Origin of the sequence: Mycobacterium senriense (assembly GCF_019668465.1) — a bacterium.
In the GTDB taxonomy this organism is placed as follows: Bacteria; Actinomycetota; Actinomycetes; order Mycobacteriales; family Mycobacteriaceae; genus Mycobacterium; species Mycobacterium senriense.
The window spans coordinates 2,330,892-2,352,620 of record NZ_AP024828.1; the positions used below are offsets into that span (position 1 = coordinate 2,330,892).

The 21,729-nt window shown below is 66.4% G+C and carries 16 protein-coding genes; 9 read left to right on the forward strand and 7 right to left on the reverse strand.

Features of this window, described 5'->3' with window-relative positions:
* Positions 1-253 precede the first annotated feature (253 nt).
* Positions 254-7,378, reverse strand: coding sequence for a non-ribosomal peptide synthetase (locus tag MTY59_RS11085; protein ID WP_250160800.1), 7,125 nt, complete (start codon positions 7,376-7,378; stop codon positions 254-256).
* Positions 7,379-7,895: 517 nt separating this feature from the next.
* Between MTY59_RS11085 and MTY59_RS11090 the strand changes: the two genes are divergently transcribed.
* The 3 genes from MTY59_RS11090 to MTY59_RS11100 all read left to right on the forward strand — a co-directional run bounded on the left by MTY59_RS11090 (position 7,896) and on the right by MTY59_RS11100 (position 10,785).
* Positions 7,896-8,807, forward strand: a complete 912-nt coding sequence (locus MTY59_RS11090; RefSeq protein ID WP_221045681.1) for an ABC transporter ATP-binding protein — start codon at positions 7,896-7,898, stop codon at positions 8,805-8,807.
* Positions 8,804-10,435, forward strand: a complete 1,632-nt coding sequence (locus tag MTY59_RS11095; RefSeq protein ID WP_221045682.1) for an ABC transporter permease — start codon at positions 8,804-8,806, stop codon at positions 10,433-10,435. Before MTY59_RS11090 ends, MTY59_RS11095 begins: the two co-directional genes overlap by 4 nt.
* Before the next feature lie 164 nt (positions 10,436-10,599).
* On the forward strand, positions 10,600-10,785 hold the full coding sequence (locus tag MTY59_RS11100; RefSeq protein WP_221045683.1) for a hypothetical protein: 186 nt from the start codon (positions 10,600-10,602) through the stop codon (positions 10,783-10,785).
* 433 nt (positions 10,786-11,218) lie between these two features.
* Here MTY59_RS11100 and MTY59_RS11105 read toward each other — a convergent pair whose 3' ends face one another.
* Positions 11,219-11,980 carry an Rv3717 family N-acetylmuramoyl-L-alanine amidase gene (locus MTY59_RS11105; RefSeq protein ID WP_221045684.1) on the reverse strand — a complete coding sequence of 254 codons (762 nt, stop codon included), beginning with the start codon at positions 11,978-11,980 and terminating at the stop codon, positions 11,219-11,221.
* A gap of 98 nt (positions 11,981-12,078) precedes the next feature.
* Here MTY59_RS11105 and MTY59_RS11110 point away from each other — a divergent pair, with 98 nt between their 5' ends.
* Both MTY59_RS11110 and recR read left to right on the forward strand, forming a co-directional pair.
* The gene (locus tag MTY59_RS11110; protein ID WP_007772122.1) at positions 12,079-12,423 is read left to right on the forward strand and encodes a YbaB/EbfC family nucleoid-associated protein; all 345 of its coding nucleotides are present in this window, start codon (positions 12,079-12,081) and stop codon (positions 12,421-12,423) included.
* 14 nt (positions 12,424-12,437) lie between these two features.
* Complete coding sequence (recR, locus tag MTY59_RS11115) at positions 12,438-13,049, forward strand: recombination mediator RecR (RefSeq protein WP_008263246.1); 612 nt, start codon at positions 12,438-12,440, stop codon at positions 13,047-13,049.
* A gap of 18 nt (positions 13,050-13,067) precedes the next feature.
* Here the strand turns inward: recR and MTY59_RS11120 are convergent, their stop codons facing one another.
* The 3 genes from MTY59_RS11120 to MTY59_RS11130 all read right to left on the reverse strand — a co-directional run bounded on the left by MTY59_RS11120 (position 13,068) and on the right by MTY59_RS11130 (position 16,419).
* Positions 13,068-14,348, reverse strand: coding sequence for an MFS transporter (locus tag MTY59_RS11120; RefSeq protein ID WP_415823014.1), 1,281 nt, complete (start codon positions 14,346-14,348; stop codon positions 13,068-13,070).
* 141 nt (positions 14,349-14,489) lie between these two features.
* Positions 14,490-15,185: a type 1 glutamine amidotransferase gene (locus MTY59_RS11125; RefSeq protein WP_221046382.1), complete on the reverse strand. Its 696-nt coding sequence runs from the start codon at positions 15,183-15,185 to the stop codon at positions 14,490-14,492.
* Positions 15,186-15,189: 4 nt separating this feature from the next.
* Positions 15,190-16,419, reverse strand: coding sequence for a Mur ligase family protein (locus MTY59_RS11130; protein ID WP_221045685.1), 1,230 nt, complete (start codon positions 16,417-16,419; stop codon positions 15,190-15,192).
* Between the two features lie 122 nt (positions 16,420-16,541).
* Between MTY59_RS11130 and MTY59_RS11135 the strand changes: the two genes are divergently transcribed.
* The gene (locus tag MTY59_RS11135; RefSeq protein ID WP_221045686.1) at positions 16,542-17,534 is read left to right on the forward strand and encodes a DEDDh family exonuclease; all 993 of its coding nucleotides are present in this window, start codon (positions 16,542-16,544) and stop codon (positions 17,532-17,534) included.
* Positions 17,535-17,561: 27 nt separating this feature from the next.
* Here MTY59_RS11135 and MTY59_RS11140 read toward each other — a convergent pair whose 3' ends face one another.
* Positions 17,562-18,233 carry a response regulator transcription factor gene (locus MTY59_RS11140; RefSeq protein ID WP_221045687.1) on the reverse strand — a complete coding sequence of 224 codons (672 nt, stop codon included), beginning with the start codon at positions 18,231-18,233 and terminating at the stop codon, positions 17,562-17,564.
* A 113-nt stretch (positions 18,234-18,346) separates the two neighbouring features.
* Between MTY59_RS11140 and MTY59_RS11145 the strand changes: the two genes are divergently transcribed.
* The 3 genes from MTY59_RS11145 (at position 18,347) to MTY59_RS11155 (ending at position 19,661) form a co-directional block, all read left to right on the forward strand.
* On the forward strand, positions 18,347-18,502 hold the full coding sequence (locus MTY59_RS11145) for a DUF6131 family protein (RefSeq protein WP_221045688.1): 156 nt from the start codon (positions 18,347-18,349) through the stop codon (positions 18,500-18,502).
* A 107-nt stretch (positions 18,503-18,609) separates the two neighbouring features.
* Positions 18,610-19,176 carry a hypothetical protein gene (locus tag MTY59_RS11150; RefSeq protein WP_221045689.1) on the forward strand — a complete coding sequence of 189 codons (567 nt, stop codon included), beginning with the start codon at positions 18,610-18,612 and terminating at the stop codon, positions 19,174-19,176.
* Positions 19,173-19,661 (forward strand): hypothetical protein, encoded by a 489-nt coding sequence (locus MTY59_RS11155; RefSeq protein ID WP_221045690.1) that lies wholly within the window; start codon positions 19,173-19,175, stop codon positions 19,659-19,661. Before MTY59_RS11150 ends, MTY59_RS11155 begins: the two co-directional genes overlap by 4 nt.
* A 51-nt stretch (positions 19,662-19,712) precedes the next feature.
* On the opposite strand, the gene leuA is transcribed toward MTY59_RS11155, so the two are convergent.
* Positions 19,713-21,512, reverse strand: coding sequence for a 2-isopropylmalate synthase (gene leuA, locus MTY59_RS11160; protein ID WP_415823009.1), 1,800 nt, complete (start codon positions 21,510-21,512; stop codon positions 19,713-19,715).
* Positions 21,513-21,729 lie beyond the last annotated feature (217 nt).

Here is a 21,729-nt window from a genome sequence, read left to right on the forward strand (position 1 = left end):
CTTACCGTCCGGACTGATCCGCCACAGCTCCTCGGAAAGCTCGGCGGCCGCGGCCCCCTAGCCGTCCCAGGTAGTTGAATCCGATCGGCGGGATCGCGGTGGGGCAGATCGACCTCGGGGTTCAAATAGCGCAACAGACCGTAGGTCAATGGATCGGGCAGGGTGCGCAGCTGTTCTTTGGCGTCCTTGATCACCGCGCCCAGCGCGGGTGCGCCGGTCAGGGCACCTGGGACCAGGGCAGCCCGGCCCACGGTCAAGGACACCGGGTATTTGGTGGTGAACCATCCCCACGGTGCGGGACAGGTCGACCTCGGCGGCCAGTTCCTCGTGGCGGCCGTGGCCTTCGACGTCGATGCCGATCGGGGTGTCGCCGGTGTCCCAAGAACTGGGCGAGTGCCATCGCGAAGGCGATCAACAAGATGTCTTGCACGCCGGCGTGGAAGGCTGCGGGCACCTCGCCGAGCAGCATGCGGGTGAGCTCGCTGTCCAGCTGCGCGGTGAGCTGTCCGGCGCTGGCGTAGGTATCCACTGCTGCTTGCACGGCGGGCAGCCTGGCCGGGGTCGCGGTCAGCTGTTTCCAGGTGTCGGCGTGGGCCACGACGTGGGGGTGGCGGGCGTGCTGGTCGAGCAGCGTTGACCATCGGACGAACGAGGTGCCGCCTGGTGGTAGGGCGATCGGTTGGCCGCTGTGGTGTTGGGCCCAGGCGATGTTGAGGTCTTCGAGCAAGATTCGCCAGGACACCCCGTCGATGGCCAGGTGGTGAATGATCATCGCCAACTGGCCGGTGTCGGCTACCCACAGCGCGCTGAGCATGCTGCCGGTGGCCGGGTTCAGCCGGGCCCGGGCCGCCACCAGGGCATCATCCGAGAGCACGTCGACCCGTTGCAGACATGCGCCGGCATCGACCAACCCGGCATTGGGCACCCACAGCGACCAGCCGTCGGCGCCGTCGCTATCCACGCGCAGCCGCAACATGGCATGCCGGTCCAGCAACGCCTGCAGCACCGCCACGACGTCAGACTCGGTGGCCCCGACGGGGGCGGACATGACGATGGTCTGGTTGAACTCATCGATCGGGCCGTCCACGGACCGCAGCCAGCACATGATCGGAGTCGCAATCACCGGCCCGACACCCTCATCGACCACCCCGGCGATGCCGTCGGCGACCGTGGCCACCCGGGCCAGCCGGGCCACGGTCTGCTCGACGAAGACGTCGCGGGGGCGGCAGATCAGCCCCGCCGCCCGGGCGCGGGCCACTACCTGCATCGACAAGATGCTGTCGCCGCCCAGGTCGAAGAAGGAGTCGTCGATGCCGACCCGGTCGAGCCCCAGCACCTGGGCGTAGATGCCGGCCAGGATCTCCTCGATGGCGCTGCCCGGAGGCCGATAGGGACCAACGGTGTATTCCGGCGCGGGCAGGGCGCGGGTGTCGAGTTTGCCGTTGGGGGTCAGTGGCAGCGCCTGGATGACTACCACCGCCGCCGGGATCATGTAGGCCGGTAGCCGCTCGGCCAGGGCGGTCCGCGCCTGGGTGGGGTCTGCGGTGCCGGTGATGTAGCCGACTAGGCGTTTGTCGCCGGGGCGGTCTTCGCGGGCGATGACGGCGGCTTGCTCGACGCCGTCCAATGCGCTTAGCGCGGTTTGGATTTCGCCGAGTTCGATGCGGTAGCCGCGGATCTTGACTTGTTCATCGGCGCGTCCAAGGTAGTGCAGCTGCCCATCGGGGCCCCAGCGGACCAGATCTCCGGTGCGATACATCCGCGTCCCCGGCCCGCCGAACGGGCACGCCACGAAGCGTGACCCGGTCAACCCGGCCCGGCGCACATACCCAACGCCCACCCCGCGGCCCGCCAGATACAGCTCGCCGATCACTCCGGCCGGCACCGGGTTCAACCAGGCATCCAGCACAAAGAAGGCCGCCCACGCAATCGGCGAGCCGATCGGCGGCGGCCCCGACCCCGCCGCCAGAGGTGCACTCTTGGACGCCCACATCGTCGTCTCGGTCGGGCCGTACACGTTGACCATCACGCGTCCCGGCGCCCACCGGTTCACCAACTCGACGGGGCAGGGTTCCGCACCGATCACCAACGCCGCCGACTCCAACCCTTGCGGCGAAAGCATCCCCACCGCCGACGGGGTCTGGGTCAACACGGTGACTTGCTGGTCGACCAGCATCGCGTGGAAGTCCTCCGGTGTGCGCGCCACCGAGTCAGGCACCACCACTAGCCGCCCGCCAAACAGCAACGCACCCCAGATCTCCCAGACCGAGAAATCGAAGGCGTAGGAGTGAAACTGCGTCCACACCTGGTGGGGTGCCAACTCCACCCCGATATCCAGTGCGTCGAACATCTGAGTGACGTTGTGGTGCGTGACGGTCACACCTTTGGGCACCCCGGTTGTGCCAGAGGTGTAAACGATGTGTGCCAGGTCATCAGGGGCCGGGTTCGGCAAGGCGGTATTGGGTTGGGAATCGACGCGAGGGTCGTCGAAATCGAAAACGGCCAGCTCGCACTTATCGAACCGGGAGCGCAGGCACGCCGTGGTGATCGCAGCGATCGGTCCGGAATCGGCGACCATGAACTCGATCCGGGCCGCCGGCAGCGCCGGATCCATCGGCAGATACGCCGCCCCGGTCTTGAGCACGGCCAAAATCGCCACGATCGCATCAGCCGACCGCGAAAACAGCAGTGCCACAGACTGACCGGGGCCGGCGCCGTGGCCCGCCAACAGATGCGCCAACCGGTTGGCGGCCGCATCAAGCTCGCGGTAGGTCAGGGAGCGACCCTCGAAGGTCACCGCCACTGCATCGGGGGCACGGGTCACCTGCTCGGCGAACACAGCCGGAATCGATGCTTCGGTTGCGGGCTGGGTCAGTACCGCACGGTTGCCGAGTTCATCGAGGCGGGCGTGCTCACCCTCGTCGAGTACATCGATCGACGAAATCCTTTGCGCCGGGTCGGCGGTCATCGCCACCAGCACCCGCTCCAAGCGCCCGACCAGCGCGTGGACGCTGGCCGCGTCGAACACATCGGTGCGAAACTCCACCGTTCCGCCGATCCCGGCGGGGTCACCGCCCTCGGTGAAGCGTTCGGCCAAGGAGAACGCCAGATCCATCCGGGCGGTGCGGGTGTTCACCGGTAGCGACGTGACCTGCAGGCCCTCCAATGCCAGCTCCGCCGCGGGATCGCTATCGCCGGCGAACTGCCAGCCGACCATCACCTGAATCAGCGGGTGGTGAGCCAACGACCTTGACGGATTGAGTCGCTCCACAAGCACTTCGAAGGGCACGTCTTGGTGTTCGTAGGCGGCCAGGCTGCGTCTGCGCACCTGGTCCAGCAGTTCGGCGGTGGTGGGGTCCTTCGACACGTCGACGCGCAGCACCAAGGTGTTGATGAAAAAACCCACCAGTTCGTCCAGTGCGGGGTCGCGTCGTCCGGCGATTGGGAACCCGACGGCCACCTCGGGGCTGGCGCTGACCTTCGACAACAGCACCGCCACGGCGGCCTGAATCACCATGAAACTGGTTGTATTGTGCTCGCGGCCCAATCGTGCAACCTGCTGCTGCAGCTCGGCCGGAAAATCCACGATGACGTTGGACCCGCGCTGATCGGCCACCGGCGGGTAGGGCCGATCGGTGGGCAGCTGCAGCCGCTCGGGCAGCCCAGCCAGGGCCTGCTCCCAGTAGTCCAGTTGCGCGGCGATGGGGCTGTCGCTGTCGTCGAGGTCTCCCAGCTGCGCTCGTTGCCACAGTGTGTAATCGACGTACTGCACCGGCAGCGGCGCCCAGCCAGGGGGCTGCCCGGCACACCGACTGGAGTAGGCCACACCCAGATCCCTGATCAGCGGGCCGATTGACCAGCCGTCGGCAGCGATGTGGTGGACCACGGCCACCAGCACATGTTCTTCCTCGGCGACGCAGAAAAGTGTTGCGCGCAAAGGGATTTCGGTTCCCAGGTCAAAACCGCGACGCGCTGCCGCGCCGATGGCCTCCTCCAACCGATCCGCCGACCAGCTGGTGGCATCGACAAGATCCCAACCGAAGTCGACTCGCTCGGGCGACAGTACTAGCTGCTGGGGGATCCCCTCGGGCGCGGCAAGCAGCGTGCGCAGGCTTTCATGACGGCCGACCACATCCGCCATCGCCGCGCGCAATTCGTCGGTATCGAGGCGCCCGTTCAACCGCAATGCCGCGGCCAGGTTGTACACCGGGGAGGGTCCCTGCAACTGGTCGACAAACCACAACCGCTGCTGGGCATACGACAACGGCACCACCGCTGGCCGCTCTGCTGCCACCAAGGGTTGCAGCCGCCGCGAACCCACGCCGATATGGCCTACCAACTGGGCAACCGTGGGCGCGTCGAACACGGTCGGGACCGAAACGTCGGCATCCAGTGTTGTGTTGATCGCCCCAGACAAACGCATGGCCAATAGCGAATCCCCGCCGAGGTCGAAGAAGGAGTCGTTGATGCTGACTTGGTCGAGTCCGAGGACTTGGGCGTAGATGGTGGCCAGGATTTCTTCGAGGACGGTGTTGGGGGCTTGGTAGTCGTGCAGGTCTGGGGTGTCGGGTGCGGGCAGGGCGTGGGTGTCGAGTTTGCCGTTGGGGGTTAGCGGCAGGGTGTCGAGTGTGATGATGGCGGCCGGGATCATGTAGGCCGGGAGTTGTTCGGCGAGTTGGGTGCGTGCGTGGGTGGGGTTGGCGGTGCCGGTGATGTAGCCGATCAGGCGGGGGTGGCCGGGGTGGTCGTGGCGGGCGATGACGACGGCTTGCTCGACGCCGTCGAGTGCGCTTAGCGCGGTGTGGATTTCGCCGAGTTCGATGCGGTAGCCGCGGATCTTGACTTGTTCGTCGGCGCGTCCGAGGTAGTGCAGTTGGCCATCGGGGCCCCAGCGCACCAGGTCCCCGCTGCGATACATCCGGGCCCCGGGTTGGCCGTAGGGGTTGGCGATGAAGCGGGTGGCGCTGAGTGCGGGTCGGCCCAGGTAGCCCACCGCGACCCCGGCCCCGGCGATGTAGAGCTCGCCGATCACCCCGATCGGGACGGGGCGTAGCCAGGGGTCCAGGACGTGCAGGGTGGCCCCGGGGACCGGGGCGCCGATCGGCACCACGGGGGTGGCGGCGGTCAGGGGGGTGCTGATGGTCACGCACATGGTGGTTTCGGTGGGGCCGTAGGCGTTGAGCATCACCCGCCCGGGGGCCCATTGGTGGACGACTGGCAGGGGGCAGGCTTCTCCGACGGTCACCAGTGTGGTGGTCTCCAGCCCGTGTGGGGAGAGCATCGCTGCGGCCGAGGGGGTTTGGGTCAACACGCTGACGCCTTCGGCGACCAGCAGTTGGTGCAGCTCTGGGGGGGAGGCGGCCACTGTCTCGTCGACCACCACCAGCCGGCCCCCGCGTAGCAGCGGGGCCAAGATCTCCCACACCGAGACGTCGAAGGCCAGCGAGTGGGCATGGGTCCATACGCCGGGGGTGGGCAGCCCGGCATCGGGGTGGGCCAGCAGCGCGGTCACGTTGTGGTGGGTGATGGCCACGCCTTTGGGGGTGCCGGTGGTGCCCGAGGTGTAGATCAGATACGCGATGTCGTGCGGGTGCGGCGGGGGCAATCCGGTGTCGGGCTGGGCGTCAAGCCCGGGATCGGCCAGGTCGAGGACCGCCACGTCCACCCTGTGCAGGCGGGCGGACAGTGCGGTGCTGCTCAGCACTACTGCTGGTGCGGCATCGGCGAGTACGAACCGCAGCCGCGCGGCGGGCACGGCGGGGTCGATCGCCAGGTAGGCGGCCCCGGTCTTGAGCACGGCCAAAATCGCCACGATCGCCTCGGCGGAACGCTCCAGCAGCAGCGCCACACATTGGCCCGGGCCCACCCCGCGGCCAGCCAGCCGATGCGCTAACCGGTTGGCCGCCGCATCCAGTTCCCGATAGGTCATCGACTGGCCCCCCGCGCGGACCGCGATCGCCTGCGGGTTGCGGGCCACCTGCTCGGCGAACACCACCGGAATCGACACCGCCACCGGCAGCCGGGTCCACCCCGCCCGATTCCCCCACACCCCAAGCCGGACATGCTCGGCCTCACCAAGCACATCCACCGACGACACCGGCCGCCCCACCTCAGCAACCATCGCCACCAACACCCGCCCCAACCGCTGGGCTAGATCGCGGGCATCGGAGTTGGAAAACAATTGTCCGGGACCCGCCGTGCTGAGGAAGAGCTGATCACCGTCTCTGAAAAAGATCAGCGCGAATTCGACGGGGCCGGCATGGGTCAGGGTTCCTGATGCCGGAGCACCGGCGAGATCCCCCAGATGTGTGCCTGGAATAAAATTAACTACGACTCGATTCGACGCCTGTCCAGAGCCGCGAAGGCGCGCGTTGTAATCGATTGAATGCACCGGGAACCGTTGATGCTGTAACGCTTCGCGCATACACGTGTCGACATTTTTACAAAACTCCGCGATTGAAAGTTCAGGCGGAGTTTTCAACGTCAGTGGCACGAACCCGGAAATCATTCCGGCCACCGTATGGGTTTCTGGACGAACTCGCCTGCTTGCCGGAAAGTCGAGCACTACCTCCGGACTCTCGGTGTCGAACGCGCGTACCAGGAGCGCGCACGCTGCGGTGATCACCGAAGATCGACGCACCCCGCAGGCCTGGGACAGCACTTGGATGCCAGCCACGGCTGGAGGGTCCAATTGCACGGGTTCAGATGGTTCGTCCGGACCACTGCCATCGTCGGCGGCCGCCGGCAACCGATAACGCGGTTCGCTTTCCTGCGGAATGTTCCTGATCCAGTAAGCCCGATCATTCAGATAATCGGTCGACGATTCGTACTCTAATTCGCAATCGATTAGATCCTTCAGCGACCCGAAAAAAGCGGGCGAGGCAGATGCTCCAGCAGCAATTGCATTATAGATTTCCGCGATTCGGTGACAAACAAGAGTAATACCGATGCCGTCTACTACTATATGATGGCAGCACACGAACCAATAAAATTCATCTACCTGTGTCTGCATCAATGCAAATTTGAACAGCGGGCCGGCGAGGGGCATCAGGATGCGTTGGATCGATGATGCCAGCCGATGGGCGTCCTGTGCGGGATCCGGCGAGCCGGTCAGGTCATAACGAGCAAGCTCAACGTCCGGGTAATCAACCGGTTTCTGGAAAACCTTGCCATTCAGCTCGAGAAACCCGGCTCGAAGCGGTTCGGCCTCGCGCACCGCTTGGACAATTGACCGCTGAAGCAACTCCGGCTCGATGGCACCCTGGATTCGGATCAGCTCGCCCAGCTGCCACTTCGCACCGAAGCTGCCCGTTTTCTGCGCAATCCAAATGTCTAGTTGTCCCCGCGTCAGCGGTAAAACCAGGTCATCCAGTTCCATCCGACTACCCCACCTGCTAAGTGCCTACTTATCGGCAGGGCGGCCCGCTTCCAGTCTCTCGCCCAAACTTTTCGACCAGTGAACTCACCATCCAGACCTTCCGACTGGCTGTCATGTGCGGACCGTATGGCCCCTCAAGCGGGCCTCGTCAGAATTCACAGATAAGTCGAGTGGTCAGGAGCCCAGATGGAGTAGTGCTGTAGTACAGGTGCAGGATCCGCCAACTGGACACCGGGTATGGCAAAGTCCGTGATGGGACTGCCAGTGCAGCTCAGTAACTCGCGCGCGCGACGCAACAACCGGCCGACCAAGGCTTCTCCTGACCTTGACCTGACGTGCTATTTTGGCTCGTACCTTATCACTACATGACGGTCTCGACCTTGCTAAGCTGATGAACTTTCAGTGCTTGTTAGTCGCGCTAGCGAACATCGTCTCGGCTCAGCCGACGCGAATCAGCAAAGGCGATTTCCGGTCGAACAAAGCCGGTCTTTACGCCGGGTGACTTACCCTTCGGGTCATGGAACTCTCGGCGCGGACTGCGGTCGAACCTGCTATCCGGGTCGACGGACTGACAAAACGGTTCGGCCGCATCGCGGCCGTGGAGGATCTGAGTCTGAGCGTCGCGCCCGGCGAGGTGTTCGGATTCTTGGGCCCCAACGGTGCCGGCAAGTCGACGACGATTCGCCTGCTGCTCGGATTGATTCGCCCGACCGCGGGCACTGCGAAGATATTCGGTTGCTCTGCGCATGACGTCCGCCGGTCCCATCGTCACATCGCATACGTGCCCGCTGATGTTGCGCTGTGGCCGCGACTGACGGGCGCGGAAATCCTTGAGCTGCTTGGCTCTTTGGGCCGCGGTGTCGATGCGGCCTACCGCGACGAGTTGGTCGATCGTTTCGATCTCGAGCTCGACAAGCCGGCCAAAACATATTCGACCGGCAACCGACAGAAGGTGGCACTTGTTGCTGCATTCGCGACACGGGCGCCGCTTCTGGTGCTCGATGAACCGACAAGCGGTGTGGACCCGTTGATGGAAAGGGAATTTCGCGGCTGTGTCGCCGAAGCGCGCGAGCGAGGCCAGACGGTGTTCCTCAGCTCTCATCAGTTGGCCGAGGTAGAAGCCGTGTGCGACCGGGTAGCGATTCTGCGTGCCGGGCGACTCGTCGAAGTCGACAGCATCGCCGATCTACGCCGGTTGCATCGGACCGTGGTCGAGGTGTCCTATCGCGGCGGTCAGCCTTTCCTGCAGGACGTTGCGACCGTGTCGGGTGTCGAACAGCTGGACGGTGAACGGTTGCGGTTCAACCTAACTGGACCGCCGGCGGGCGCGCTTCGAGCGCTCGCCGCAGCTGACATCACCGCGCTCGCGGTGCACGAGCCGACACTCGAGGAGATCTTTCTCGACTACTACGGCGATTCCGCGCGATGACAACGGCCACGCTGCCCGGTTCGTCGTTGGCCGCAGGGCCGCAACTCGCGCCGGGGCAGGCCGTGAGTCGGCTGGCCGTGCGCCAGCTTCGTCGCGGTGCCGTGCTGGCCGCCCTGATCTGCGGAGTCATGTCGGCGTTGGTCGCCTTCCAGTACCAACCGATCGGCGCGTTGCTGAATCAATCAGACCTTCGTGTACTCGCCGAGAATCCCGCCATAAGGGTCTTGTCGGGCCCGCCGGTCGCTCTCGACAATCCCGGCGGTTTCACCGTATGGCGTACCGGCACAGCCGTTTCGGTAATCGCGAGCGGATGGATCATGCTTGCCGCCACACGCATTACCCGCGGTGAGGAGGATAACCGGCGGTGGGATCTGCTCCTCGCCGGACGCCTGCGAATGGCTGATGTGGTCACCCGATGCCTGGCCGCTCTTATTGGATGCTCGGCGCTGATCGGTGTGGCGATAGCGGCGGGCCTTCTGGCGGCTCGCACTCAACCAACTGGTGCGGTGATCTATGCGGTCGCAACCGCCTGTATCGCTGCAACTTTCGCCACGATGGCGCTGCTCGCCGCGCAAGTCATGCCGAGCCGATCCGGCGCCACGGGACTTACGGCCGCAGCTTTAGGTGTAAGCCTGATGCTGCGCATGATCTCCGATGGCTCGCATCAATTGGCATGGTCGGCCTGGATGACCCCGTTCGGGCTTGCCGCCCGGTCGGCGCCATACGCCGAGAACCGCATCATCCCGCTGATCGTGCTGGGCGCGTTTCCGATAGTGCTGGCCGGTGCGGCCCTCTTCACGGCAAGCCACCGCGATTTGGGCGACGGGGTGGTGACGGTGCCTGTCAGCCGTCCTCCACGAACACGCTCGTTGCAGTCGATCGGTGGGTTCGCCTTTCGCCGGACCGTCCGGACCACGCTCGGCTGGGCAACGGGTATCGCCGCGTACTTCTTCCTGGTCGGCGTATTGCTCCCCTCGATTCTCAAGTTGTTTCAGACAAACCCGCGCATCGCTAAACTCGCCGCGCCCGCCGGGATGGGCGGCCATGAACTGGTGAATGTCGGCGCTGCGGTTCTGTTCGGCGTGCTCGCCGTTCCCACCGGGCTGTACGCCGCTGTGCGTCTCGCGGCGATGGTCGCCGACGAGACGGCAGGTCGATTGAACTTGCTTTTCGCCCAGCCCATTTCGCGTGTACATCTGATGTCGGCTGAGATCATGGTCACGGTTGGCGGGGTGGTAGCCCTGCATTGCTCGGCCGCAATGGGCATCTGGGTCGGAGCCGAAATCACCGGCGCACCACTGCAGTTGAGCGCTTCGCTTGCAGGTGCGCTGAATTCCGTTCCGGTGGCGTTGCTCGCGGCCGGGGCGGCCGCCGTGGGCGCCGGGTGGCTCCCCTCCGCTGCCGCCGCAATCGGCGCACTGCCGGTTGTGGGCGGGTTTCTGGTGAACGTCATCATGAAGTCCACGAACGCCCCTGGCTGGGCGGCCAACCTGTCGCCGTGGACGCACCTCGCTGCCGTGCCCGACGCACCGCCCAATTGGGCGGCCACCGCCATTTTCCTGCTCGTCGGCGCTGTCCTTGCCGCGCTCGGAGTGTATGGCTACGTACAGCGCGATTTGGCAACCTGAGGTAACGGGCCGTCCGAATGGGCGGCGTGGATCGTGAACCCGTTAGCGAGGCGCGCTCTGGTTTGCTGGCCTACGATGGCCGGACGGACCAACGCTGATCAGAGAAGACGGCGTGAAGTTTCGGCTTGCAAGCGAGGGAAGATCCCGATAGGAGGGGACCCCAGATGGGATTCATACCCGGTTTCAACGAAATGAAGGAGTCTGTCGAGGAATCTATCGACCTCCTCAGGCGCGCCATCGCGGCACTGGAAAAGCTTGCGGCAGAACAGGAGCGCGCCAATGATCTGTACGCCGAAGCGAATCAGCTCGGCAGTGTACAAGCTCAGAACGTGACCAAGCTGTCGCGATGAGCTCGCCGAAGAGCGACCGATTGATGGGCGGCGTTCCTTCCCGGCACGGCATCTCGCGCGAGCTCAGCTAAACGAGGATCCGTGGATGTGCGGGACTCGCGAGCTCGTGGGCCGGCGTCGATCGGCGACAGGTACTACTCGATTGTGTAGCTGGAACCGGGGGTCTTTCATTGTGTCCTACGCGATTCCGTGCCGGACGATTGTGGCGGGCCCAACAAACCTCGGGTAGTAACGCTCGCGAGGTGGAGTGGGTGGACTCGAGTACCTCGACTTCTTCACCGAGGACCTGATCGATCGACACCGGCCGAGCGTGCTGGTTTGAACGGCGCGGCAAATCTATTGCAGTACATCGCATTCGGCCGAGGAATTCACACGTGTCCGGGCGACCCGATTGCCCACGCCGAAGTATTGGAACGAATACTCAACCGCAGCCTCAGCGCGCCTGGCCCTGCGAGGCCAGGAAGCCCGCCACCCCGCGGACCAGTGCGTCGGCGTATTTCTGCCGGCCCTCGGCCGACTCCATCAGCGCCGAATCGGCGGGGTTCTTCATGTTGCCGCACTCGACCAGGATCGACGGGTACTGCGCCAGGTTCAGGCCGGTGAGGTCCGAGCGGCCGTAAAGGCCGTTCTGGCCGATGTAGTTGGCCGGCGGGATCCCCGAGCCCTGCATCTGGTCGCGCATGATCCGCGCGTACTGCACCGACGGGCCCGCCTGGACCTGGTTGAGCGGCGGGGCCGAGTAGTTGACGTGGAATCCCCGGCCGGACGGCGGGCCGCCGTCGGCGTGGATGGACAGGACCGCGTTGGGGTGCAGCGCGTTGGCCGCGTTCGCGCGTTCGTCGACACACGGCCCCAGGCCGTTGTCGTTGGCGCGGGACAGCGCGGTCCGCACTCCCAGGGCGCTCAACTCGGCACGCACCCGCAGCGCGGTGTCCCAGGTGAACGTGTGCTCCATATAGCCGGTGTTGGTCGCGGTCCCGCTGGTCTGGCAGTCCTTGGTGCCGCCGCGGCCGGTGGGCACCTGACGGTTGATGGAGCCGTCATTTGAGCCGTTGTGGCCCGGATCGATGAAAACCACCATGCCGGCGATGTTGGAGGGGGTTGCCACGGCGTTGGGGATGACGATGGCCGACGCAGCAACAATCATGCAGATGATCGTCCTGACGCCGACACGCCTGCTCAGTCGTAGGTCCACGGCGCAAAGCTAACGCCGCGCGGTCTACGCTGGGGGTTTCGAATCGCCGGAGACTCACGAGCGAAACCAACTCGAGACCAAGATGCGAGGGGATTGTCATGCAACCCGGAGGCGATATGTCGGCGCTGCTGGCCCAGGCGCAGCAGATGCAGCAAAAGCTGATGGAGGCCCAGCAACAATTGGCGAACGCTGAGGTGCATGGTCAGGCCGGTGGGGGCTTGGTCAGCGTCGTCGTGAAGGGCAGCGGCGAGGTGGTCGCGGTGAAGATCGATCCCTCCGTCGTCGACCCGTCGGACGTCGAAACCCTGCAGGACCTGATCGTCGGCGCCATGGGCGACGCGTCCAAGCAGGTCACCCGGATGGCCCAGGAGCGGCTGGGGTCGCTGGCCGGCGGCTTCGGCCCGCCACCGGGGCAGCCGCCCGCGCCGGCGCAGGGGCTTTAGGCTCCGCGACCGACATGTTCGAAGGACCCGTCCAGGATTTGATCGACGAGCTCGGCAAGCTGCCGGGCATCGGGCCCAAAAGCGCCCAGCGCATCGCCTTCCACCTGTTGTCGGTGGAACCGCCGGATATCGACCGGCTGACCGCGGTGCTGGCGAAGGTCCGCGACGGGGTGCGGTTCTGCGCGGTGTGCGGCAACGTCTCCGACAACGAGCGGTGCCGGATCTGCGCGGATCCCCGCCGGGACGGCTCGCAGGTCTGCGTCGTCGAGGAACCCAAGGACGTCCAGGCCGTCGAGCGCACCCGCGAATTCCGCGGCCGCTACCACGTGCTGGGCGGTGCGCTCGACCCGTTGTCCGGGGTGGGGCCCGATCAGCTGCGGATCCGCGAGCTGCTTAGTCGGATCGGGGAGCGGGTCGACGACGTCGACATCACCGAGGTGATCATCGCCACCGACCCGAACACCGAGGGCGAGGCGACGGCCACCTACCTGGTGCGGATGCTGCGCGACATCCCCGGGCTGACCGTGACGCGGATCGCGTCGGGCCTGCCGATGGGCGGTGACCTGGAGTTCGCCGACGAACTGACGCTCGGTCGCGCGCTGGCCGGGCGCCGGGCCATGGTCTGAGGCGCCGGTCGCGAGCCTTCACGCGCCGGTCAGTTCGCCGGCCTCGCTGTCGACCGAAGGCCCGGATCCCGGCAGTGGCTTGCCGGCGACTTCCGGCATGAATCGAAGGGTGACCGTCCCCACCAAGCCCGCGAAGATCAGCATGTAGGCCGGCACCATGGCGCTGCCGGTGCTGGATATCAGCGCTTGAGCGATCACCGGAGTGGTTCCGCCGACGGTCGACAGCGCGATGTTGTACGAGATTGCCAGCGCTCCGTTGCGCACCCTGGTCGGGAACAGTGCCGGCAAAGCTTGGGGCGTGGTGCTGTCGAAACACAGTTCCATCAGTCCGACCAGCAGCACACCGATGAAGATCAACGGAAGGATGCCGCCGAGGCGCATCAGCAAGAAGGCGGGGACCGACGCCAGAACGAGCAATCCGCAGCCCGTCCACATGATCGGCTTGACGCCGACACGGTCGGACAACATGGCGACGAACACCACCGACGCCATCAGGATCGCCAACGTCGCCACGATGACCACCAGCCCAGCCGTGTTACCCACGTGCACAACCACTTTAAGGTAAGTCGGCAAGTAACCGGTGAGCATGAAGTCGGGGACCTGTGAGGTCACCACAATCGCCGCGCAGATCACCATCGGCCTCCACTGCTCCACCACCGTGCGCCGAAATTGCTGCCAGCCCCGGTCAGCCGGGCTATCCGGGTTGCCGCTCACCTGCTTGTAGGCGGGTGACTCCTCGATCCGCAGCCGCAGGTAGAGGGCGAGGACGCCGACCGGCGCGCCCAGCAGCAGCGGGATCCGCCAGCCCCACGCCAACATGTCGCGGCTCGGTAGCCAGGCCTGTAGTGCGGTCACCAGCAACCCGGCGAGCACAAACCCGACCAGGTTGCCCAGCGGCAGGAACCCGACCATCTTGCCCCGTTTGCCGTCCGGGGCCCGCTCAACGAGATATGTCATCGCGCCGACAAACTCACCGCCGGTCGACAAGCCTTGAAAGACCCGGGCGACCAGAAGCAGGATGGGCGCCCAGATGCCGATGGTGGCGTAGCCGGGCAGCAACCCGGTCATAGTGGTCCCGGCTGCCATCAGCGAGATCGTGATCAACAAAACCCGCTTGCGCCCGACACGATCACCGAGCGGGCCGAGGACGAACCCACCGAGCGGCCGCACCACGTACGCCGCCGCCAGCGTGCTGAAGGTGGCGACGAGATGGACCGCGCTGACGCTGTTACCCGGATAGAACACCTGCGCGATGATGGTCGCGATGTAGCCGTAGACGCCGAAGTCGTACCACTCCATGAAATTGCCGATGGCCGTGGCCAGGGTGTCTCGGCGCACAGCCGAACCGGCGTCTCGGGTGTCGTTGTGTGCGCAGCTGTACCGGCGGCGTCGGATGCTCATCGACACGTCTTTTACCCAAAACTTTGCTGCGTGGAACTCCTAGCGTGCCGCCAGCCGTTCGCGGCGCAGCAGGTCCACCTCCGGCATCGGCAGCGGCGGCAGCTCGCCGACCACCGCGCCCAGCAGCAGGTCGGCTAGTTGCGGGTTGCGGGCCAGGCACGGGCCGTGCATGTAGGTCGCGATCACGCTGCCTTGCACCACGCCGTCGAAGCCGTCGCCGGACCGGTTGCCCGCGCCGTTGACCACCGCGCCAAGCGGCGACGCCGCCGGTCCCAGCACGGTGCCGCCGCGGTGGTTCTCGAAACCGGTGAGACGCTCGGTCAGACCGGCCAGCAGCGGCTTGGTCGCCAGCTCGCCGATGGTGCGCGTCTCCTGCGGTGACGTGGTCGCGTCCAGCATGCCCACGCCGTCGACGCGTTCCCCGGCCGACGTTTCATACCAGTGCCCGAGCACCTGCACGGCCGCGCAAATCGCCAGCACCGGGGCGCCCCGTTCGGCGGCGCGCTGCAGGCCCGGGTGTTTGATCAGGTGCCGGGTGGCCAACCGCTGCGCGTAGTCCTCCGCCCCGCCCAGCGTGTACAGGTCCAACGACTCGGGCACCGGGTCGGCCAGCGTGATCTCGACGACCTCGGCGGCGATGCCGCGCAGCCGGAGACGCTGCCGCAGCACCAGGGCGTTGCCGCCGTCGCCGTAGGTCCCCATCACGTCGGGCAGCACCAGCCCGATCCGCACCACCGACTCAGCCATGGCGCGCCAACGCTCGTTGCAGCTGGAGGAAAGCGGTGTAGTTGGCGACGACCTCCACCCGCCCTGGCGGGCATGACGCGATCGCGGCGACGGTGTCGTGCACCAGGGTGTGCTCGACGCCCGCATAGCCCAGCCGCACCGCAAGGTCGGTGCCGCGCTCCCCGGCGGCCACCACCTCGGTCTGCTCGAAGTGCTCGAAACGCACGTCCCACAGCCACGACAGGTCCTCCCCGTCGGGCACCTGGCCGTTGACCGAGATGACCACCCCGGCGGCGTGCTTGTCGACCATCGACAGCGCCTCCTGCCAGCCGGCCGGGTTCTTGGCCAGCAGGACGCGCACCGCGTGCGCACCGACCCGGACGGTCCGATAACGCCCCGCGACCTCGTCGACCGCCGAGACGGCCGCGACCGCCGACGCGGGATCCGCGCCCAGCGTGACCGCGGCCGCGACGGCCTGGGCGGCGTTGCCCCGATTCACCGCGCCGGGCAGCGCCAGCCGCATCGGCAGGGTCAGGCCGTCGGGCCCGTAGAGGGCGTCGTCGTCGAACCACCATTGCGGGCTGGGCCGTTTGAAGTCCGCACCCGTGGAGTACCAATGCCCCCGGTCGCGGACGATGATCTCGCCGCTGCGCGGGCAGCTGACCGAGTCGTTCGACCACGAGCCACCCGCGGCCACCCACACCACGTTCGGGCTGTCGTAGGCCGCCGACGTCATCAGCACATCGTCGCAGTTGGCCACGACGACCGCCTTCGGGTGCCGGGCCAGGCCGGCGCGCAGGGTTCGTTCGATGACGTTGATCTCGCCGACCCGGTCCAGCTGGTCGCGCGACAGGTTGAGCAGCACGACGACGCCGGGCTCGACGGCATCGGAAACGTGCGGGACGTGCATTTCGTCGACTTCCAGGGCCGCCAGCGGCGCATCGCGGTTGCCGGCCAGCGCGGCGACCAGGCCGGCGTCCATGTTGGCGCCCTCGGCGTTGGTGGCCACCCCGCCCAGCGTCGCCAGCGCGGCCGACGTCATCCGGGTGGTGGTGGACTTGCCGTTGGTGCCGGTGATGATGACGGTGCGCCGGCCGGCGGCGAGTTGCCGGAGAACCGAGCGGTCCAGCGTCATCGCGATCAGGCCGCCGATCATCGCCCCGGCCCCACGTCCGGTCAGCCGCGACGCCCAGCGCGCGCTCGCTCCTGCGGCGAGGGCCAGACGGGCGCGGGTGGTGATCACCCGGGAAGTTTAAATGTGTGCCGCCGCGGTCTTCGAATTCCGAGCGCCGCCGTCTTCGATTTCCGAGCCGACACGGCGCGTAGCGGCCGGGTGATGTCGGTCTGCCGTGCCATCCTCAGTGCATGAGCGGGGTGTCCTGGGGTCGGCCGGCCAGCGAGCCGGACGCCGGCTGGGCCGTCGTTGATGTCGAGACCTCGGGCTTTCGGCCGGGGCAGGCGCGGATCATCAGCGTTGCCGCCCTCGGCCTGGACGCCGACGGCAACGTCGAACACTCCGTGGTGAGCCTGCTCAACCCCGGCGTGGACCCCGGCCCCACCCACGTGCACGGCCTGACCGCCGCCATGCTGGAAGACCAGCCCCAGTTCGCCGACATTGTCGGCGACGTGGCCGAGGTGCTGCGCGGCCGCACCTTGGTGGCCCACAACGTGGCGTTCGACTACGCGTTTCTGGCCGCCGAGGCCGAACTGGCCGAGACCGAACTGCCCGTCGACAGCGTCATGTGCACCGTCGAGCTGGCCCGGCGGCTGGACCTCGGCGTCGAGAACCTGCGGTTGGAGACGCTCGCCGCGCATTGGAGCATCACCCAGGAGCGGCCGCACGACGCCTTCGACGACGCGATGGTGCTGACCGGTGTGCTGGCCTCGGCGCTCAAGGTGGCCCGCGCGGGCGACATCTGGCTGCCGATCCACCCGGTGACCCGGCGCCGCTGGCCGAACGGCCGGGTCACCCACGACGAACTGCGACCGCTGAAGGTGCTGGCGTCCCGGATGCCCTGCCCGTATCTCAACCCGGGCCCCTACGTCGGGGGCCGTCCGCTGGTGCAGGGCATGCGGGTGGCCCTGGCCGCCGAGGTCGGCCGCACCCACGAGGAACTCGTGGAGCGCATCCTGCACGCCGGGCTGGCCTACACCGACGTCGTCGACCGGGAGACCTCGCTGGTGGTCTGCAATGATCCCGCCCCCGAGCACGGCAAGGGCTACCTCGCCCGGCAACTGGGGGTGCCGGTGATCTCCGACGCGCACTTCATGGACAGCGTCGGCGCCGTCATCGGCGGCACCAGCATGGACGAATTCACCGACGCCAGCACGCTGGACCAGCAGCTGGCGCTGTTCTGATCAGGCGGCTGTGCCCGCCACGCCAAATCAGGGCCCGCCGCGCCAGTGTTCGATGCGGTGGTGGTCGGGGGTGAACCCGTGCTGCACGCCCCACAGCACGGCCTGCGTGCGGCTTCCGACGCCGAGCTTGCGGTAGATGTTCCGGATGTAGGACTTCACGGTGTTCGGGCTCAGGTAGGTCAGCCGCGCCACATCGGCGTTGCTCTTGCCCTGGGTGATCAGCGCCAGGATCTCGGCCTCGCGGTCGCTGAGCCCTTCGCCGCGGCCGGGCCAGTCGAGTCCGGGCGCGCTGCGCGCCCGGCCGGATATGTCGCTGACGATCACCTCGCCGGAATGCACTGCTTCTAACGCGGCGACCAGCTCGCGGGCCGGCAGGGTCTTCGAGAGGTAGCCGTGAGCCCCATGTTGCCGAGCGCTCTCGACGAGGTCGGGGTGAAAGTTCCATGTGTAGACCACAACTCGGCGCGCACGAGGGTTGGCGACCAGAATCCCGATCTCCTCGTGGTCGGATTCGGGTTGGGCAAACGAGTCGTACAAAACGATATCGACCACGTCAGCGACGGGCATGGTGGAGTCGAGTTCGGCGATAACTACACGTTCGCGATATGGGTCCAGCATGTTGGCCACGCCCTTCACGACGACGTCGTAGTCGTCGACAAGCGCCACCGTGATCGGTGCGCGAGGGGAAGGCGGCGGCATGTCGGCGAGATTACCTCCCTAGGGGTGTATTGCCACCCCCCTTAAGGGTGATGCACTGAACTCATCGCTGGCGCAACCAGATAGCCAGTATCAACCTCAGAGGGAGGCACATCGTGATCATCCTTGGCATCATCGCGCTGATCGCAGGTTTTCTGCTCAAGATCGCGGTGCTGTGGACCATCGGCATCATCCTCGTCATCGTCGGCGTGATCCTGGCGATCCTCGGTTCCACCGGCCGCGCCGTCGGCGGCCGTCGTCATTACTTCTGATCGCCGCAATCGAGACGCCCGACCTCGGGCTACACGTTGCACGTCACGAAAAACGTTTGCATCGACAGCGCCCGGGTTATTCGACATGAGTACGAGAGGAGCACGAAATGCCCACCTGGGAGTGGATTTTGATTGCAGTCTCCATCGTGATTGTTGTGGCAGTACTCGCCATCGCTGCGAAAGTGGTGAGCAGTCGCCGGAAAACAGACCGGCTGAAAAAGCACTATGGCGGCGAGTACGAGCGCCTGGTGTCGCAGGCCGGAGATCCCAACGTGGCGGAGCAGGAATTGACCGCCAGGGAACGCGAACGGAACAAGCTCGACATAGTTCCGTTGACGCCATCGGCGCTGTCGGACTTCAGCGCCCGTTGGCAGCAGGTGCAGACCGGGTTCGTCGATAATCCGGCAACCGCCGTCGGTGTCGCCGATCGGCTGGTGACCGAGGTGATGCGTGAACGCGGTTATCCCATCGACGATTTCGAACGGCGGGCAGCCGACATCTCGGTGGATCATCCAGGGGTTGTCGACAACTACCGCGCAGCGCACGGCATCCATTTGCGGGGCGAAGTCAGCACCGAGGAGCAGCGGGAGGCGTTCGTGCACTATCGGGCGCTGTTCCAAAAGTTGCTCGAGACAACAACAAACGACGATGCGTCACAGGAGGCGAGCGCATGACCACACATGATCGTCCATTGACTGATTCCTACGACGAGTCCCAGCCCGCGGTCCCCGAGACCACTGGCCAGGTGGGTGATCACAGCGCACCAACCGCGCCGGTCGAGCCGTCGGCGCCCGCGAGTGCGCCGCCGGCCGTCGACGATGCAGCGAACCAAACCCAAATCGCAACCGAGGATCGCTCGAACGCCCGGGCAGCGGACGAATCATCAACGGAACAGCTGCTTTTCGCCGATAACGACCTCGCGGACTTGCGCGCGCGGTGGGCTGGTGTGCAGGCCGCCTTCGTCGACGACCCGAAGGATTGCGTGCAGAAGGCCGATGTTTTGGTCTCCGATGTGGTCGATCGGCTCACGAACGGCTTCGCCCACGCGCGCTCGCGCCTCGAGGAGCAGTGGGCGCGCGGCGAGCAGGCGTCCACCGAAGACCTCCGCCTGGCGTTGATGCACTACCGCGACTTCTTTGAGCGGTTGCTTGCGGTGTAGCGCTGCGGCAGCCCACACCCGTGCCGGCGGAGACCCTCCGCCGGCACGGCGTCACCCGCGGGCGGCGCGGTTGACCGCCGACACGACGGCACGCAGCGAAGCGGTGGTGATCGACGGCGCGATGCCGACGCCCCACACCGTGCGACCGCCCACCGACGCCTCGACATAGGCAGCGGCCTGCGCGTCGTCGCCGGCGCTCATGGCGTGCTCGGAGTAGTCCAGGACGGCCACGTCGAAACCGACACGGCCCAGCGCGTGAACGAACGCGGCCAGGGGGCCGTTGCCCTGCCCGCTGATCTCGGTCTCCGCGCCGTTGAGCTTGACCGTCGCGGTGATGCGGGTCACGCCGCTGTCTTCCTCGGACGCGTCGACGCGCTGCTTGATCCGCTCCAGCGGCGACACCGGGGCCAGGTACTCCTCGGAGAAGGCGTCCCACATCTCCTTGGGACTGACCTCGCCGCCTTCCCCTTCGGTGATCTTCTGCACCACCTGGGAGAACTCGATCTGCAGCCGTCGCGGCAGTGCCAGGCCGTGATCGGCCTTCATGATGTAGGCCACCCCGCCCTTGCCGGACTGCGAGTTGACCCGGATGACCGCCTCGTAGGTGCGCCCGACGTCCTTGGGGTCGATCGGCAGGTACGGCACCTGCCAGAGCATGTCCTCGACGTCGGTGTCCGCGGCGTCCGCGTCGATCTTCATCTGGTCCAGGCCCTTGTTGATGGCGTCCTGGTGGCTGCCCGAGAACGCGGTGTAGACCAGGTCTCCGCCGTAGGGGTGACGTTCGTGCACCGGCAGCTGGTTGCAGTACTCGACCGTGCGGCGGACCTCGTCGATGTTGGAGAAGTCGATCTGCGGGTCCACACCGCGGGAGAACAGGTTCAGCCCCAGCGTCACCAGGCAGACGTTGCCGGTGCGCTCGCCGTTGCCGAACAGGCATCCCTCGATGCGGTCGGCACCGGCCTGATAGCCCAACTCGGCTGCGGCGACGGCGGTTCCGCGGTCGTTGTGCGGATGCAGGCTCAAGATGACCGACTCCCGGTTGGCCAGGTTGCGGCTCATCCACTCGATCGAATCGGCGTAGACGTTGGGCGTGGCCATCTCCACCGTGGCGGGCAGGTTGAAGATGATCGGGTTGTCCGGCGTCGGCGCGATGATCTCGCCGACGGCGTCGCACACCTGCTTGGCGTACTCCAGCTCCGTGCCGGTGTAGGACTCCGGCGAATACTCGAACCGCCACCGGGTGCCCGGGTGCTTGGCCGCCTCCTGCACGCACTTACGCGCGCCTTCGGTCGCAATGGCTTGCACCGCGGCCCGGTCCGCGCGAAAAACCACGCGGCGCTGCAGGATTGACGTCGAGTTGTAGAAGTGCACGATGGCCTGCGGCGCGCCGTGGCACGCCTCGAAGGTGCGCTCGATCAGTTCGGGCCGGCACTGGGTCAGCACCTGGATGGTGACGTCGTCGGGGATGGCGCCGTCGGCGATGATCTCGCGGACGAAGTCGTAGTCGGTCTGGCTGGCCGACGGGAATCCGACCTCGATTTCCTTGTAGCCCATGCGAACCAACAGGTCGAACATGCGGCGTTTGCGTGCCGGGCTCATGGGGTCGATCAGCGCCTGGTTGCCGTCGCGCAGATCGACCGCACACCACAGCGGCGCGCTGCCGATGACGCGGTCGGGCCAGGTGCGGTCGGGCAGCCGGACGGGCTCGACCTCTTCGGCGAAGGACCGATATCGGTTGACCGGCATCGACGAGCCCCGCTGCGGGTTCCACGCGGGCTGTCCGGGGCCCGGGGGGCCGGCCGGCTGGACGATGGTTCGTGTCGAGCTGAATGCGTCGGGATTGGTAGTCACGGTGATCGCTCCGGAATCTCAGAAGGGGGGACTTCAGACCGGCGCATCGCGAACACCCGCGACGGGAGGCCGGTCTGGATCAGACCCCGTCGCGGCGTCCGAGGAGGAGCACCCGCTGCACGTCCTGCACTTTACCGCTTTTGGCTCCTTGGTAAAAATGCCGCTGAGACGATAGCGAATGCGCAGGCCGGGGAGGCAGGTATCGCGACGTAAATCA